At 72.6% G+C, this 14,377-nt stretch carries 13 protein-coding genes and 2 pseudogenes; 12 read left to right on the top strand and 3 right to left on the bottom strand.

The annotated features are described in order from the left end of the window. Positions 1-853: 853 nt before the first annotated feature. Positions 854-1,315 carry a DUF2871 domain-containing protein gene (locus OG819_RS57820; RefSeq protein WP_266638926.1) on the bottom strand — a complete coding sequence of 154 codons (462 nt, stop codon included), beginning with the start codon at positions 1,313-1,315 and terminating at the stop codon, positions 854-856. Between the two features lie 692 nt (positions 1,316-2,007). Between OG819_RS57820 and OG819_RS57815 the strand changes: the two genes are divergently transcribed. From OG819_RS57815 to OG819_RS57805, 3 genes are all read left to right on the top strand, one after another. Then, positions 2,008-2,160, top strand: a complete 153-nt coding sequence (locus OG819_RS57815) for a hypothetical protein (RefSeq protein ID WP_266638925.1) — start codon at positions 2,008-2,010, stop codon at positions 2,158-2,160. 135 nt (positions 2,161-2,295) lie between these two features. Continuing rightward, the gene (locus tag OG819_RS57810; protein WP_266638924.1) at positions 2,296-2,781 is read left to right on the top strand and encodes a MarR family winged helix-turn-helix transcriptional regulator; all 486 of its coding nucleotides are present in this window, start codon (positions 2,296-2,298) and stop codon (positions 2,779-2,781) included. 170 nt (positions 2,782-2,951) lie between these two features. Continuing rightward, positions 2,952-3,350 carry an ATP-binding protein gene (locus tag OG819_RS57805; protein WP_266638923.1) on the top strand — a complete coding sequence of 133 codons (399 nt, stop codon included), beginning with the start codon at positions 2,952-2,954 and terminating at the stop codon, positions 3,348-3,350. A 502-nt stretch (positions 3,351-3,852) separates the two neighbouring features. Here the strand turns inward: OG819_RS57805 and OG819_RS57800 are convergent. After that, positions 3,853-4,503: an FMN-dependent NADH-azoreductase gene (locus OG819_RS57800; protein WP_266638922.1), complete on the bottom strand. Its 651-nt coding sequence runs from the start codon at positions 4,501-4,503 to the stop codon at positions 3,853-3,855. A gap of 148 nt (positions 4,504-4,651) precedes the next feature. On the opposite strand from OG819_RS57800, the gene OG819_RS57795 reads away from it, so the two are divergent. From OG819_RS57795 to OG819_RS57765, 7 genes and pseudogenes are all read left to right on the top strand, one after another. Then, positions 4,652-5,320: a nitroreductase gene (locus tag OG819_RS57795; protein WP_266638921.1), complete on the top strand. Its 669-nt coding sequence runs from the start codon at positions 4,652-4,654 to the stop codon at positions 5,318-5,320. A gap of 100 nt (positions 5,321-5,420) precedes the next feature. Further along, positions 5,421-6,155 carry an SDR family oxidoreductase gene (locus OG819_RS57790; protein WP_266638920.1) on the top strand — a complete coding sequence of 245 codons (735 nt, stop codon included), beginning with the start codon at positions 5,421-5,423 and terminating at the stop codon, positions 6,153-6,155. A gap of 400 nt (positions 6,156-6,555) precedes the next feature. Further along, a complete protein-coding gene (locus tag OG819_RS57785) occupies positions 6,556-7,575 on the top strand; it encodes a serine/threonine-protein kinase (protein ID WP_266638919.1) in 1,020 nt (339 codons plus the stop codon). 255 nt (positions 7,576-7,830) lie between these two features. Next, positions 7,831-8,814 (top strand): annotated as a pseudogene (locus OG819_RS57780) (DUF6777 domain-containing protein); the annotation flags it as partial. Positions 8,815-9,936: 1,122 nt separating this feature from the next. Continuing rightward, positions 9,937-10,530 (top strand): hypothetical protein, encoded by a 594-nt coding sequence (locus tag OG819_RS57775; protein ID WP_266638918.1) that lies wholly within the window; start codon positions 9,937-9,939, stop codon positions 10,528-10,530. A gap of 196 nt (positions 10,531-10,726) precedes the next feature. After that, positions 10,727-11,191: a DUF1153 domain-containing protein gene (locus OG819_RS57770; protein ID WP_266653066.1), complete on the top strand. Its 465-nt coding sequence runs from the start codon at positions 10,727-10,729 to the stop codon at positions 11,189-11,191. Positions 11,192-11,342: 151 nt separating this feature from the next. Beyond that, positions 11,343-11,969, top strand: a complete 627-nt coding sequence (locus tag OG819_RS57765; RefSeq protein ID WP_266655605.1) for a hypothetical protein — start codon at positions 11,343-11,345, stop codon at positions 11,967-11,969. 270 nt (positions 11,970-12,239) lie between these two features. Here OG819_RS57765 and OG819_RS59045 read toward each other — a convergent pair. Beyond that, a pseudogene (locus tag OG819_RS59045) lies at positions 12,240-12,644 on the bottom strand (amidohydrolase family protein); the annotation flags it as partial. A gap of 41 nt (positions 12,645-12,685) precedes the next feature. Between OG819_RS59045 and OG819_RS57755 the strand changes: the two are divergent. Both OG819_RS57755 and OG819_RS57750 read left to right on the top strand, forming a co-directional pair. Then, on the top strand, positions 12,686-13,030 hold the full coding sequence (locus OG819_RS57755; protein WP_266658248.1) for a hypothetical protein: 345 nt from the start codon (positions 12,686-12,688) through the stop codon (positions 13,028-13,030). A gap of 12 nt (positions 13,031-13,042) precedes the next feature. After that, complete coding sequence (locus tag OG819_RS57750) at positions 13,043-14,278, top strand: SpoIIE family protein phosphatase (RefSeq protein ID WP_266653064.1); 1,236 nt, start codon at positions 13,043-13,045, stop codon at positions 14,276-14,278. Positions 14,279-14,377: the final 99 nt, after the last annotated feature.

Raw genomic sequence — 14,377 nt, 5'->3', positions numbered from 1 at the left:
CGGGTGCCTGAGGTGGTGCTGGTGTTCGGGTGCGTGCTGGGCATGTTCTGTCAGTCGTGGTGCGCCGTGTCGGGCGATGTGTGCTGGGTTCCGGATAGCGGGTTTGTCTGGTGGTGGCCGTGGCTCTGTCTGGAGGGGGGCGGGGGTTCACTGAGCGGGTCGGGGTGGATGTCGGCTTGTCCGTCTTTTGGGGGAAGGCGGGTGTCTGGGGTGAGAACGAGGGCTATGGCTGCGGGTGTTCGGGCTTTCGCGTGAGTGGTCACCCGGTCGCCGTGCGGCCTGCGGAGTGAGGGTTCCCGCTGGCACGGGGGCCCGGCGAAGGGGGCTCGTGGCAGTGTCATGCTCCTGTCCTGTGTCTGTGTGGGCCCGGATCAGGGTAGCGGCGCATCCTCGCTGGTGTGCTGCTGGATCGGGTGGGTCGGCTCGGTCTGTGTCCGGCTGTGGATCCACCTCTACGGCAGCCGTGTGCTCAACAGGGCTCCAGGGCCCGCTGACCCGGCAGTTGCCGGCGCTCGTTCTCCCGGCGCCTTCACGCGGCGCAGGGCGTACTGCGGCCGGCGGCGACGGGGCACTGTTCGCGGAGGTCCTGTGGAGTGGCTGGCACGGCCTGGCCGCCCTCACCGGGGCGGGCCGCCGTGCCCCGGATCCGGCGTACTGCGGGCGGCCGCCCTGACCGGCGTGCTGCCGGGTCCGGCGGCCCAGTCCGTCTGAGACGGCCGGCCCGCCCCGTCCTGCCGGGGATGAACGGCCGGCCCTGTCCGGGAGGCGGCCGGTTCGAAGGCCGGGCTTCTCGGGCCGGGCTTCTCTGGCCGGGCTTCTCGGGGCTCTCGGGGCGGGCTTTCAGGCGGGGCTTTCAGGTGGGGCTTTTGGCTGTTTCCCTGTTCTGTTCCGGTTCGGCGGGGCCGGCTCCGGCGGATTCGTTGAGCCGCTTGCCGAGCAGTACGAACAGCAGGATGAGCCCCGCTGTGAGCAGGATGTGTCCCAGGCCCGCGGTCAGCGGTACGGCCTTGGGGACGTGGTCGCCGAGTACGGTCTGGGTGCCGTGGACGAACATCATGGCGACGGTGATCGCGATGCCCGCGTTGTAGAACCAGAAGAAGTACGTGAACAGTTTCGTCCCGGACAGGGTGAACTGCTTGTCCAGGGCGAGGATGATGAGGAAGCCCAGCATGCCCAGCGCGAGCAGGTGGGTGTGCATGAGCGCCAGCTGGGTGTCGCCGGTGAAATCGTTGGCTTTGGTGAACTCCCGGTAGTACAGCCCGGAGACCACTCCCAGGATCATGTAGACGTGTGCCGCGTAGTACGACTTCCGCATCCCCGTGCTCGCTCCCTGCCGGCCGGTGCTGGTCGATTCAGGTTCTGCCGGGGGCTATTGAAGCACTCGGCAGCGAACGCTTCGCCCGGTTCGGGAGATCGTTCGAGGCGCTCTCGAAGACCTCTGCGACCTCTGCGACCTCTGCGACCTCTGCGACCTCTGCGACGTTCGGGGCCGGGCTGGGGCGCCGGGGTTCGTCCGCGCGAAGTCCACGCGGACGGGAGGCGCCCGCAGGAGGCGCTCCTATGCGGTCGCGGCCGTGGCCGCGGTGACCGGACTGGTCCTGGCCGCCGGGGGCGCGGCGAGCACAGGTCGGGCCCGGGCCCGTCACCCGCTGTCCCCCGGCGGGCTGGAGGAGACCGTATGACGCATTCCCGCAGTACCCCCGGCGGGCCGCGGCCGGGGCGAGCGGAGGCCGGGGCGAGCGGCGGCCTGGCTGCGCCGCCCGGCCGGCCCGGGGGCGTGGCGGTGGCGTCCGGGGCGGCCTTTGGCAGGGCGGTCGGCTGCCCGGCCGGATGGGTGGCGGGCGTCTTGCCGGCGGTGTCGTACGGGTAGGCGGCGGTGACGGCGATGCCCGCGGGCGCGCCGGCCGGGGTGTGCCGTTCGGTCGGGATCGGACCGGGGGCCGGGGCCCGCGGCGGGAGGAGCGCGGGGGCCGCCCGCCCGCGTCCTGCGGGAGCACCCCTGAGGCGGTGAAGGTGTTCACCGGGGCGAGCGAGACCTGCTGCGGCATCCGCTGCGCATCCTGGCGGGAGGCTCACGCCGGCCTCATGGACGTCGGCACCTGGCTGGACCGGTCGGGCAGGGCCCGGCTGACGGCACGCCTGGACTGCCTGCCGGTGTAACCGGCCGCGGGCGGCGGGCCGCCCCGCGGTCTTGGCCGGCTCTGCGGCGTGAGGTGACAGGGCCGTAGCGGACATACCCGCATTTAGTTTCAAATGAGACCGTATCGAAAGAATAGATGGTTGTAATGTGGTCTCATGACCGCCGACGTTGCGCACACAGCCACCGCCTCGCGTGTGACCGACCGCCCCGGGGACGCCTCGCCTTTCGCTCTCGGCCTGCTGCTGCGCCGGGCGCACTGGCGCGCGGCCGCGGTGATGGAGGAGGCGCTTCGGCCGCTCGGCGTCGAGTTGCGGCATTTCGCGGTGCTGATCGTGCTGGTCGACCGCGGGCCCACGGTGCAGCGGGACCTGGCGGCGGCGACGGGGTCGGACAAGGCGGGAATCATGCGGGTCGTGGACGACCTGGAGCGCAAGGGGCTGGCCGTGCGCAGGAGTGTTCCGGGGGACCGGCGGGTGCGGGCGGTGGAGATCACGCCCGAGGGCGTGGAGCTTTTCGATGCGGCTCATGTGGCGGCGGAGCCGCTGGCCGGGCGTCTGGTTGCCGAACTGGGGCCCGGCGAGCCTGAGCGGCTGACGGATCTGCTGACCCGGTTCGCCTATCCCGCAGGCGGCCAGGTGTAAGCGCGCCCGCGCACCGGCCGCCTGCCGCGCGGGCGCGTTTGGCCGCTGCGCATCTCACGGGTCTGTCCGGCGGAAACCGTTTCCGTTCGGTGGAGCGGTTGCGCGAGCATGCCGGAGTGGCCTTGCGGCAGTGGTGCGGTGGAGGCGTCTGATGGCGGCGTGCCCTGGTCGTGATCTTGCTGTGCGGGCTTCCTGGCTCGGGGAAGACGACGCTGGCAGGGCGCCTGGCCGGCAGGATCCCGGTGGTGCGTCTGTGCCCGGACGAATGGATGGCGGCTCTCGGCATCGACCTGTTCGATGAGCGGGCGCGCGACCGGCTCGAGGGGCGGTTGTGGGAGCATGCCCGGGAGCTGCTGAGGCTGGGACGGACGGTGATCCTGGAGTTCGGCTTCTGGGCGCGTTGTGAGCGGGACGAGAAGCGTGCGGGAGCGCGCGCACTCGGCGTTTGGGTTGAACTGCACTGCCTGGCCGCCCCGGCTGATGAGCTGTGCCGCCGTCTCGAAGCCGCAGCCGGGAGGGCGGGCCGGGGACCGTCCCGGTCGGCCGCGAGTTGCTCGAGGAGTACGTGAAGTTCTTCCGGGCTCCCGGCGATGACGAGCTTGCTCTCCTCGGCGAACCGCCTTTGGGCCGGCGTGGATGACGGGGCTCTTTCGGCGCCCGCCCGCCGGCCCGCCGTCCGTGCGGGTGTGCCTCTGATCGCGCGCGGCGGCGGCAGGACAACACGGCCCGCACGTGGGCCGGGGGTCCGCGGCCGCGGCGCGCCGGCCGGCGAGGGCTTCAGGCCGGAGTCCCCCGCCCTCGCCGGGGCCGCCATAGCCCGCAGGGCTGCCGGTGTGGCGGTCGGTGCCGCGAAGGCGGCCCTGGCGAGGGCGGGCCGTAGGCACGGCCGGGACGGACGCCTGGTGCGCCCGGCCCGCACCGCCATGGACTGCGCGCAGCGCACCGCCGCAGCCGCGCACGCACCGCCGCAGCCGGAACGCACCCGCACCCGCACCTGCCTGCACCTGTACCTGCCTGCGCCTGCCTGCGCCTGCGCCGCGTGCGGAGCGGCCGGGCGCCGCCCGGCCGGGGTCACGCGGCGAGGCGCTTCGCGAGTTGCTTGGCCTTGGCGCTCGCGTCCTGGAAGGCGCGCTCGCGGGAGGCCTCGTAGAGGGGGACCAGTTCGGACATGGCCGGGTTGCGGGGGGCCATGGTGAGTTCCGGGACGATGAAGTCCAGGTCCAGGCCGAGGGTGCCCTGGAGGACGGCCTCCAGGTAGTTCTGTACGAACTCGAAACCCTCGCGCGGGGTGCCGGGCGCGTAGGAGCCGCCGCGGCTGGCGACGACGACGGCCGGGGTGCCCTGGGCGGAGGGGGCCGGGCCCGCGGTGCGGCCGAGCAGCAGCACGTTGTCCAGCCATGCCTTGAGGGTCGAGGGGATCGAGTAGTTGTACATGGGGGCGCCGATCAGGACGGCGTCGGCCTGCTCCAGTTCCTCGATGAGCTCCACGCGCGCGGCGAACGCGGCGGACTGCCCGGGGGTGTGCTCGCACGGGGCGGCGTAACCGGCGGACCAGGCGTCGGCGGTGATGTGCGGGACAGGGCTGGCGGCGAGGTCGCGGTAGATGACCGTGCCCTGCGGGTGCTGCTCCTGCCAGGCCTTGCGGAAGGCGTCCGCGACGGAACGGGACGAGGACGCCTCGCCGGGGAACACGGACGAGTCGATGTGCAGCAGCGTGGCCATGGACGTTCTCCAAAGGGCGGTGCCCGGGCCGGGGAACCCGGGGCGGAGGATTCGTACGCAGAGATAGTTATACACGAGATAGTATTGAGTGATACTTTATCGAGTGTGACAGAGATGGATGTGCTGAGCGAACGGGAGGCGGGCGATCTTGGACGTCTATGAGGCGGTCACGAGCCGGCGGGCGGTGCGCGGATTCACTGGCCGGCAGGTCCCGGAAGAGGTGCTGGAGCGCGTGCTGTCCGCCGCGGCCTGGGCGCCGTCCGCATCGAACCTCCAGCCGTGGCACGCCTACGTACTGACCGGCGGGCCGCTGGCCGAACTCAAGAAGCGCGCCGGCGAGCGCCTGGCCGCGGGCGACCCCTGGGACGAGCCGGAGTACGAGCAGTACCCGCCCGCGCTGAAGTCCCCCTACCGCGAACGCCGGTCCGCCTTCGGTGAGCAGCGCTACGGCGCACTCGGCATTTCGCGCGAGGACCTGGAGGCGCGCCAGAGGGCCGCTTCCGCGAACTGGGAGTGTTTCGGCGCGCCCGCCGCCCTGTTCTGCTACATCGACCGTGACCTGGGCCGGCCGCAATGGTCCGACGCCGGCATGTATCTGCAGACCGTCATGCTGCTGCTGCGCGCCGAAGGGCTGCACAGCTGCACGCAGATGGCATGGGCGAAGTACCACAGGACCGTCGCGGAGGTCCTCTCGCCCCCGGATGGGCTGATCCTCTTCTGCGGCATGTCGATCGGATTCGAGGACGCCGGGGCGGCTTGCGCCCGTACGGGCCGCGCGCCGCTGGGCGAGACGGTCACGTTCGTCGGCGGTCACTGACGCCGCCCGCCCCCCGGCGGGCCGGGGCGCCGTTCCTCGCCGCGCCCGCATGCGGGTTCATGTGGAATATTCCGGACATAGTTCCGACGAAAGGTATGTCATGAAGATCGCAGTCATCGGCGGTACCGGGCTGATCGGGTCGCAGGTCGTCAAGGATCTGAACGCCGCCGGGCACGAGGCGGTACCGCACTCGCAGTCCACCGGAGTCGACATCATCAGCGGCCAGGGACTGGACAAGGCGGTGGCGGGAGCCGACGTCGTCGTCAACCTGACGAACTCCCCGACCTTCGACGAAGCCTCCCCGGCCTTCTTCCAGACCTCGATGGACAACCTTCTGGCCGCGGCCCACAAGGGCGGCGCCGGCCACTTCGTCATCCTCTCGATCGTCGGCACGGACCAGGTGCCGGAGCTGGACTACTACCGGGCCAAGGCGCTCCAGGAGAACATCCTCGCGGCCGGGCCGATCCCCTACTCGATCGTCCGGGCGACGCAGTTCATGGACTTCATGGACGCCGTCCTGTCCTGGACCGCCGACGGCGACACCGTCCGGCTGCCCGCCACGCCGATCCAGCCGATCGCCTCCAAGGACGTGGCCAGCGCGGTGGCGGAGGTCGCCGTGGGCGCCCCGCTGAACGGCATCCGCAACATCGCCGGCCCCGAGATCTTCCCCCTGGACGAGCTGGGCCGGATCACCCTGTCCCACAAGGGCGACAGCCGCACCGTCGTCACCGACCCCACCGCCGGCATGTTCGCCGCCGTCAAGGGTGACGTCCTCACCGACAAGAACGCCCGCCTCGCCCCCACCCGCTACACCGACTGGCTCTCCCGGCCCTGACCCGCTCGCGCCCTCTCCGCGTGCAGGCCGCAGAGGGCAGGCCGTGGAGGGCAGGGCGCGGCGAGCAGGGCGAGCAGGGCGCGGAGGGCAGGGGGCGGCAGCCTGCGGCACGCCCTGGCCGATGAGGCCTGGGCACGCCCTGGCGGATGAGGCCTGCGCACCTCACGCCGCCCGGCCGTGAACCGCTGGGCCGGCGCCACGTCCGGGATGCCCGCCTGCGCACCGGCCGTGATCAAGCGGCCCGGGGGAGCGCTGGATAGAATTCGGGCATGGGTGAGCGGCCCGTCCACACGGCTGCGCCGGGATTCGCTCCGGGAGCCGGTTCCGGTGGCGCGGGGGTTTGTCCCGGGGCGCTCGCACGGTGGGCCGGCGGTGTGTGATGGGTGCGGCGTCGGGGGGGATGGAGCTGTACTCCGGCCGGGCCTCGGGCCTGATCGGGGCGCAGATCGCGGGCTACCGGGTGGAGCGCGAGATCGGCCGCGGGGGCATGGCCGTCGTGTACTGCGCCAAGGACCTGCGTCTGGACCGTACGGTCGCGCTGAAGCTGCTCGCCCCGGAACTGGCCCGCAACGACACCTTCCGGCGCCGCTTCACGCACGAGTCGCGGGTGGCCGCCGCGATCGACCACCCGCACATCGTGCCGGTCTTCGAGGCCGGTGAGACGGACGGTGTCCTGTACATCGCCATGCGGTACGTCTCGGGGCTGGATCTGCGGGCCCTGCTCGACCGGGACGGCCCGCTGCCGGTGCCGGCCGCGCTGCGGATCGCCGGGCAGGTGGCGTCGGCGCTGGACGCGGCCCATGAACACGACCTGGTGCACCGGGACGTCAAGCCCGGCAACATCCTGGTGGCCCGGGGCACGGACAGCGATCACCCCGAGTACGTCTACCTCACGGACTTCGGGCTGACGAAGAAGTCGCTGTCGCTGACCGGGTTCACGACCGTCGGCGAGTTCGTCGGCACGCTCGACTACGTGGCCCCGGAGCAGATCTCCGGCCGCCCGGTGGACGGCCGGTGCGACCTGTACGGCTTCGCCTGCGTCGTCTACGAGACCCTCGCGGGCGGCCCGCCCTTCCAGCGGGACGACGACATGGCGCTGCTGTGGGCACACCAGTACGACCAGCCCCCGCCCCTGAGCGAGCAACGGCAGGGCATCCCGCCGGCGCTGGACGGCGTACTGGCCAAGGCCCTGGCGAAGGTCCCCGAGGACCGTTACGACTCCTGCCTGGAGTTCGTGGCGGCACTGCGGGCCGCCGCGAGCGGCGCCGGCGCCGGCGCCGCTCGCGGCAAGGACGTGCACGCGCCGACCCAGGTGGTGCCCATGGTCGCCGAAGCCGCCCCGGCACCCGCTCCGGCACCCGGCCCGGTGCCGGATCCGCCCCGGTGGGCCCGGCCGGTCTTCGGCCGTACCCCCGGTTAACCGCACGCCGTACCCCCGGTTGGCCGCGCGGCGTACACCCGTCCGGCCGTACGCCGCCCGCCTGGGCGGGCCGTGTCCGCTCCTGCCGGTGCGCGGGGCCGTCGGCTTGCGAGGTGTGCGGGAGGGCCGCACACAATGGGGTGAAGAGGAACCGGTGAGGCGGAGAGGCGAGGGGGAGGGCGCGGGGCCGACGGCAGGAGGTTGTGTTGCGGGTTTCCTGAGGCTGTGCCGCCGGCCTGTGTGCCGCAGACCCCGATGCCGGGAGTGGAGCTCGTGAGCGTCCTACCGTCGCCGTCCGGACCGTCGTCCGACCGTCCCAAAGGTCCTCCGTCGGGGCCGCTGGCGGGTCCCTCCCAGCCGAACCGGCCCACACCCCCGGACGCCGAAACCCGCCCCGGCGGCGGCGGGCGGTCGGGACCGCCGCCCCCGCCGCCCGGCGGCGAAGGCCCGGGCGGCGACGGGGGCCCGCACCACCCGTGGTGGAAGTCCGCGCCCCGGGTGGCCGTGGTCGCCACCGCCATCGTGGCGGCGGTGGCCCTGATCCTCGTGTTCACCCGTTCCGACGGCATCTCGAACCAGCAGCGGGGCGAGGTCTTCCTGCAGTCCGCCGGGAGCACGGGCGCGGATCCGTTCACGGAGTCGACCGCGAAGGAGAGCGCCGCACCGACGGCGACACCCTCGCTGCCCTCCACAGCCGCGGGCAACGCGGCACAGAGCGTGAACGGTGACGCCCCCGGCCTCTACGGCGGGACACGCAACGTCGCCAGCTGCGACGTGGAGAAGCAGATCACCGCCCTCAAGGCGGCCCCGTCGAAGAACGCGGCCTTCGCCTCGGTGCTGGGCATCCAGCCCTCCGCCGTCCCCGGCTATCTGCGCACCCTCACCCCCGTACAGCTCCGGGCGGACACCCGGGTCACCAACCACGGCTACCGCAACGGCTCCGCCACCAGCTACCAGGCCGTGCTGCAGGCGGGTACCGCCGTCCTGGTCGACGACCGCGGAGTACCGCGGGTGCGCTGCGCCTGCGGGAACCCGATGACACCGCCGGCCGCGCAGCAGACCGACCCCAAGCCGGTGGGCGAGTCGTGGTCGGGCTACCGGCCCTCGCACGTCGTCGTCGTCGCGCCCGCGCCCCGCCCGGTGAAGAAGTTCGTCGTGGCAGGCCCGGAGAAGGGCGACTGGTTCACCCGCGACCAGGGCGACCACCGCGGCGAGCACGACAGGAAGACGACACCACCCCCGCCCCCGCCTCCGACAGGGCCGTCCACGCCAGGCAAGGAACAGACACCCTCGAACGGCAAAACCTCGCCGGGACCGGGTACGCCGTCCAAGCCGTCCGAGTCGTCCGAGTCGGGCAAGTCTTCTGAGTCGGGTAAGCCGTCCAAGCCGTCTGAGTCGGGTAAGCCGTCGAAGTCGTCTGAGCCGGGTAAGCCGTCGAAGTCGTCCGAGTCGGGTAAGCCGTCGAAGTCGTCCGAGTCGGGCAAGTCTTCTGAGTCGGGTAAGCCGTCCAAGCCGTCCGAGTCGGGCAAGTCGTCGAAGTCGTCGAAGTCGTCCGAGCCGTCGAAGCCGTCGTCACCGTCGGCGTCCGACAAGGAGTCGTCGCCGTCGAAGGACAAGTCCTCGTCGGAGTCGGGCAAGCCGTCCTCTCCGTCGTCCGGGCCGTCCTCGCCAGGCTCCTCCGAGCCGTCGTCACCGCCGTCGTCGCAGCAGTCGGCGCCGTCGTCCGGGGAGTCCTCGAAGCCGCAGGAGCCGTCCTCCGCCCCGTCCTCCTTAGAGCCCGGGCCGAAGACGTCCGCGCCCCAGAACACGGCGCCTGAGAATTCCGGACCCGCGCCCGCCGATACAGGGCAGGAACAGCAGCAACCGCAGGAGGACCAGCAACAGCAGCAGGAACCGCAGGAGGAGCAGCAACAGCAACCGCCCGGCCCGGAGGGGTCCTAGCAGCGCCGGTCGCCGCCCGGTGTCCGGCAGCGCCGCCCGGGCCCGAGGGGCCCGTGAAGTGCGGTGAGGCGGGGGGCTGTCGAGGGGCGGCGCGCATACGCCGCATGGTGTCCCAGGACCACCGTGCGGCGTCTTTTTGCGCGCTTTACCCGATTGATTCCGCTTGGTCAAGTCACGAGTCCTCGGAACGTGACCGTGCGATGCCCGTGGGGCCTACTTGAAGTGCGGGCCTCACCGGAACGGAAATCCGGAAAAGAAATGAGGCAGGACGGTAGGACGGAAATCCTCGCGGAGGGTTGTCTCTTTCACCGAAACCGCAAGTTGTCCCGGTGTGGCGGTCCCGGCAAAACGGTCCGCCGATCGCCGTCCCGAATTCCCGGGGCAGGCAGAAGAGCCCCCTGTATCGGTAGGAGAAAACCCATGACCCGTATTTTTCACACCCAGAGCGACGTCCGTCCCAAGCGCCGGGGCTTCCGCCTTGCGACACTCGCCGCCTCGGCCGCGGTGATCACCGGGGGCATCGTCCTTCCGGCGTCCGCCGCGATGGCCGCCCCGATGCCCGCCGCGCATGTCGTGAGCTTCGTCCACGGCGGCGGCGCCGGCGGTGACGGCGGTGACGGAGGCGGCGGCTTCATCGGCGGGGGCGGGGGCTCCGGGGGCTCCGGCGGCGGCAGCGTCCTGGGCGTCGGCGGTGACGGAGGCAAGGGCGGCGACGGCGGCGACGGCATTCTGTCCGGCGGCGGTGGCGGCGGCGGTGGTGGCGGTGGCGACGGTGTCATCGGCGGTGACGGAGGCAGGGGCGGCGACGGCGGCACCGGCCTGTTCGGCGGCAGCGCCGGCTCCGGCGGCTCCGGCGGCGACGGCTTCATCGGCGGCAACGGAGGCAAGGGCGGCAACGGCGGCTTCGGTGTCTTCGAGGGCGGCAACGGCGGCAAGGGCGGCGCGGGCGGGCTCGGTGTCCTCCTCGGCGGCCTGGGCGGCGCCGGTGGCGCCGGCGGCGGCAGCATCTTCTGACCGTCCCGCCCCGGTGGGGGCGGAGGTCCGTACGGCCTCCGCCCCCACCTCCCCCTCCAGGAACCCCCACCCCCACCCCCCACCCCCCACTCCCACTCCCCACCCCCGTACCCCCATTGGCCAGTGCGCGGAGCCGGACGGCCGGCGCGGCGCCCGCAGAACCACAGCCTTGCTTCAAGGAAAACGGAGAACCCCCATGTCCAGAACTCGCTGGCAGCGTCCGCTCGTCCTGGCGGTGGCCTCGGTGGCCCTGGCCACCGGCACCGCGTGCGCCGCCCAGGCGGCGCCGGGTGCCGTCACAGGCACCAGCCAGACGGCCCCGGCCGACTTGTCCCACTGCGGGAAGGGCGGGGAAGGCGGGAAGGGCGGGGAAGGCGGCAAGGGCGGTGAGCCCGGCCGGCCGGGAGAGCCCGGCAAGCCCGGCGGACTCGGCGGGCTCGGCTGCTTCACGTTCGGCGACCTGCCCGACAAGCCCAAGTCGGAACTCACGGGCGTGGACAAGATACGGATCGTGCTGACCGTGGAGTCGGGCCAGGCGGAGAAGGACGACGTCGTCAAGAAGTACAAGATCTCGGCGAAGGAGTTCGACACCTGGGACAAGCAGGTCCGCGACGGGGACTGGGCCGCGCTGATGGGCCTGAATTCCCTCTTCGGATCCTGAGGAAATTTTTGAACGCCCCGGCCCGGTGCGGGCCGGGGCGTTCCTGTCAAGCCCCGAATTCACGGGCCGTGACGGCGGGGACCTCGGCCGGGTTTATTCGATACAGCGGAAACCGCGGTACGGAAAATAATTCTCTGGAAAGAGGAATGCCATGCGTATGCGTTCTTGGAAGGTCCGTCTCGGTCTCACGGTCTCGACCGCCCTGACCGCCGGTGTGGCGGTCGGCGCGCTGGCGCCGGCCGCGATGGCGGCGCCGGTACCGCAGAGCCATACGACGGCGGTGGCCGCCGCCCGGCAGCTTCCCGCCGGCAGCGCCCAGCCGGGCGGCGGCACTCAGCCGGGCGGCGGCGGCCAGTTCGGCAGCGGGTTGTTCGGCAGTGGGTCGTTGGGCAGCGGGTCGTTGGGCACCGTCAAGGTGGGCGACGGGAGCGTGCGGATCGGCGACCGGGTGTGTGCGGGCAACTGCAACGGGACCGTCAACGGGAGCAACGGCGGGCAGGGCGGGATCTGCGCCGGGCTGTGCAGCGGCAGCGCCAACGGCGGCACCGGTACGACCGGCGCGCCGGGCCGTGAGGGCGGTATCGGCGGGCAGGGCGGGATCTGCGCCGGGATCTGCGGCGGCAGCGCCAACGGCGGCACCGGCGGGACGGGCGGGGCCGCGGTGGGCACCGGCGACGGCGGCCGCGGCGGCAAGGGCGGCACCGGCGGGATCTGTCTCGGGCCCGGCTGTGAGAGCGGCGGCATGGGCGGCCGCGGCGGCACCGGCGGCAGCGGCTGACGTTTCTCCTGCCTCTGAAGCGGTGGGAGGGGCGGCGTTCCGCGGTCTCACGGCGCGGACAGGCCGAGCAGGTCCGCCGCGTTGGTGTCGAGGGTCATCGTGGCTTCCTCCGGGGTGAGCCCCGAGTCGGTGATGTGGTCCACGGCCCGCAGGAACACCTCCCCGTCCTCGTAGGGGGAATCCGTGCCGAGGACGAGGCGGTCCGCCCCCGGCGCCCTCGCCGGCCGGGTGGATGTACAGGACGGCGCCGCGCCGGTCGAGTTCCTCGTAGACGGGGTGGAAGAGGGGATCGGCGAGTGTGCGGCCGAGCACGGTCGTGGTCACGCCGACACCGACCGCCCCGAGGTCGTCGAAGGCGCGGGTGAGCTCTTGCAGGGCCGCGTCGGCATGGGGCAGGGGCAGCGCGGCGAAGGCCCGGAAGCGTTCGGGGAAGCGGGCCACGAGCTGCGCGTACGACTCGTTCGCCGCGCCGGCCAGCGCCACCGCGTCGGACTCCCCGGCCAGGTGCGGGAGTGCGGTGCCACGCAGAGCACCTGGAGGTCGATGCCCGCCCGGTCCGTCAGCGCGAAACGGCGCTCCAGATCGGTCTCGGTCGCGTCGGCGCCGATCCCGCGCTGGGTGGCGGTGCCGGTCTTGCCCAGATGCTCGAGACGGTCGAGATACCCAGCGCTCCACAGGTGGGCGTGCACGTCGATACGCAAAGGAGCCACCCTTCGATGGAACGCCCGCCGGGCGACGCGGTCCAGCCGGCGGGCGGACCCGGGCCGGGCGGATCGGCCGGCCCAAGAAGACCGCGCGGCCGCCGGCCCCCGCGGCCGCGCACCGGCCTGCGGCTGGTGGAGCTGATCGCGTCGCGGGCGGCGGCGCCGCGGGTGTCCGCCGGTCTCACCGGGCTCCCGCAGCGCGGCCGGCCCCGTGTCGTGATCGAGTGGAACCGAGTGAACCGGGCGGATCCGGGTGGGATCGAGTGGATCCGGGTGAGACCGGGTGGGATCGAGTGGATCCGGGTGAGACCGGGTGGGTTCGTGGGCGGGGTGCGGATCGCGGTGTCGGGGCGGTAGGGAGAGCGTGTGGTGAGGGAGCGGATCGACTACCGGGGGCTGTTCGCCGCCACGCCCAGCCCGTATCTGGTGCTGGGCCGCGACCTGGTGATCGTGGATGTCAACCGGGCCTACCTCGTGGCGACCAACCGCACGCGGGCGGAATTGGTCGGGCGGTATCTGTTCGACGCCTTCCCCGACAATCCCGCGGACCCGGGTGCCGACGGGGTGCGCAACCTCAATGCCTCCCTGCACTGGGTGCTGCGTTCGAAGGAACCGGACACCATGGCGGTGCAGAAGTACGACATCCCCGTCACCGGCCGTCCGGGCGTGTTCGAGGAGCGGTGGTGGTCGCCGATCAACACCCCGGTGCTGGGGGCGGACGGGCAGGTGGAGTGGATCATCCACCGGGTGGAGGACGTGACCGAGTTCGTCCTCTCCCGCTCCCTGCGCGCGCAGAGGATCAGCGTGCTGGGCGAGCGGGAGGCGATGGAGGCCGAGCTGTATGCGCGGGCGCGTGAACTGCAGCAGCTGAACGAGGAGCTGCGCAAGGCGCACGCCCGGGAACGCCAGGTCGCCGTCACCCTGCAGGAGGCCATGCTGCGCTCGCCCGACCTGGCGGGGCACCAGGACATCGCGGTGCGTTACATGCCCGCCGCCGGGTCCCTGAACGTGTGCGGCGACTGGTACGACGTGGTCGATCTGCCCGACGGCTTCGCCGTGGCCGTCGGTGACGTCGTCGGGCACGGCCTGGAGGCCGCCGCGGCGATGGGCATGCTCCGCAGCGCCCTGTCCGCGGCGGTCCGCGCCCTGCGCGAGCCGGCCAGAGCGCTGGAGGTACTGGGCCTGTATGCCCGCTCGGTGGAGGGGGCGCTGGCCACCACCGCGGCCCTGGCCGTCATCGACAACCGGGGCCACCGCATCCGCTACAGCAGTGCCGGCCATCTCCCGCCCGTTCTGGTGCACCCCGACGGCTCCTTCGGCTTGCTCGACCAGGCCACCGACCCCCCGCTGGGAGCCCGTCCCCGCCACATGTCCCGCCCCCAGGCCGAGCTGCCCTACAGCCCGGCAGACACCCTCGTGCTCTACACCGACGGGCTTGTCGAGCGCCGGGGGGAGGACATCGACACCGGCCTGCGCCGGCTCACCGACGCCCTCGCCCGCCACACCCGTCTTGCTCCCGAACGCCTGGCTGACATGCTGCTCGCCCGCCTCGGTGTCAGCAGCGGCGGACGGGACGACGTCGCCCTGGTCGTCGTACGGCTTTGACGTGTTCTCCCCGCCGAACTCACCGCCCCCGGCACCGGCACCGCCCCCGGCACCGCCCCCGCCCCCGGCACCGCCCCCGCCCCCGGCACCGCCCCCGCC

Origin of the sequence: Streptomyces sp. NBC_01549, from assembly GCF_026339955.1 — a bacterium.
Lineage (GTDB): Bacteria > Actinomycetota > Actinomycetes > Streptomycetales > Streptomycetaceae > Streptomyces.
The sequence above is the reverse complement of the archived record's forward strand: the minus strand, read 5'-3'. Positions and strand labels throughout refer to the sequence as shown.

Bases quoted from the DNA above. Each gene is read 5' to 3' on its own strand.
- OG819_RS57775 (WP_266638918.1), top strand. From the start codon at position 9,937: ATGACCCGTATTTTTCACACCCAGAGCGACGTCCGTCCCAAGCGCCGG.
- OG819_RS57770 (WP_266653066.1), top strand. From the start codon at position 10,727: ATGTCCAGAACTCGCTGGCAGCGTCCGCTCGTCCTGGCGGTGGCCTCG.
- OG819_RS57755 (WP_266658248.1), top strand. From the start codon at position 12,686: ATGGAACGCCCGCCGGGCGACGCGGTCCAGCCGGCGGGCGGACCCGGG.
- OG819_RS57810 (WP_266638924.1), top strand. From the start codon at position 2,296: ATGACCGCCGACGTTGCGCACACAGCCACCGCCTCGCGTGTGACCGAC.
- OG819_RS57785 (WP_266638919.1), top strand. From the start codon at position 6,556: ATGGAGCTGTACTCCGGCCGGGCCTCGGGCCTGATCGGGGCGCAGATC.
- OG819_RS57790 (WP_266638920.1), top strand. From the start codon at position 5,421: ATGAAGATCGCAGTCATCGGCGGTACCGGGCTGATCGGGTCGCAGGTC.
- OG819_RS57765 (WP_266655605.1), top strand. From the start codon at position 11,343: ATGCGTATGCGTTCTTGGAAGGTCCGTCTCGGTCTCACGGTCTCGACC.
- OG819_RS57800 (WP_266638922.1), bottom strand. From the start codon at position 4,503: ATGGCCACGCTGCTGCACATCGACTCGTCCGTGTTCCCCGGCGAGGCG.
- OG819_RS57820 (WP_266638926.1), bottom strand. From the start codon at position 1,315: ATGCGGAAGTCGTACTACGCGGCACACGTCTACATGATCCTGGGAGTG.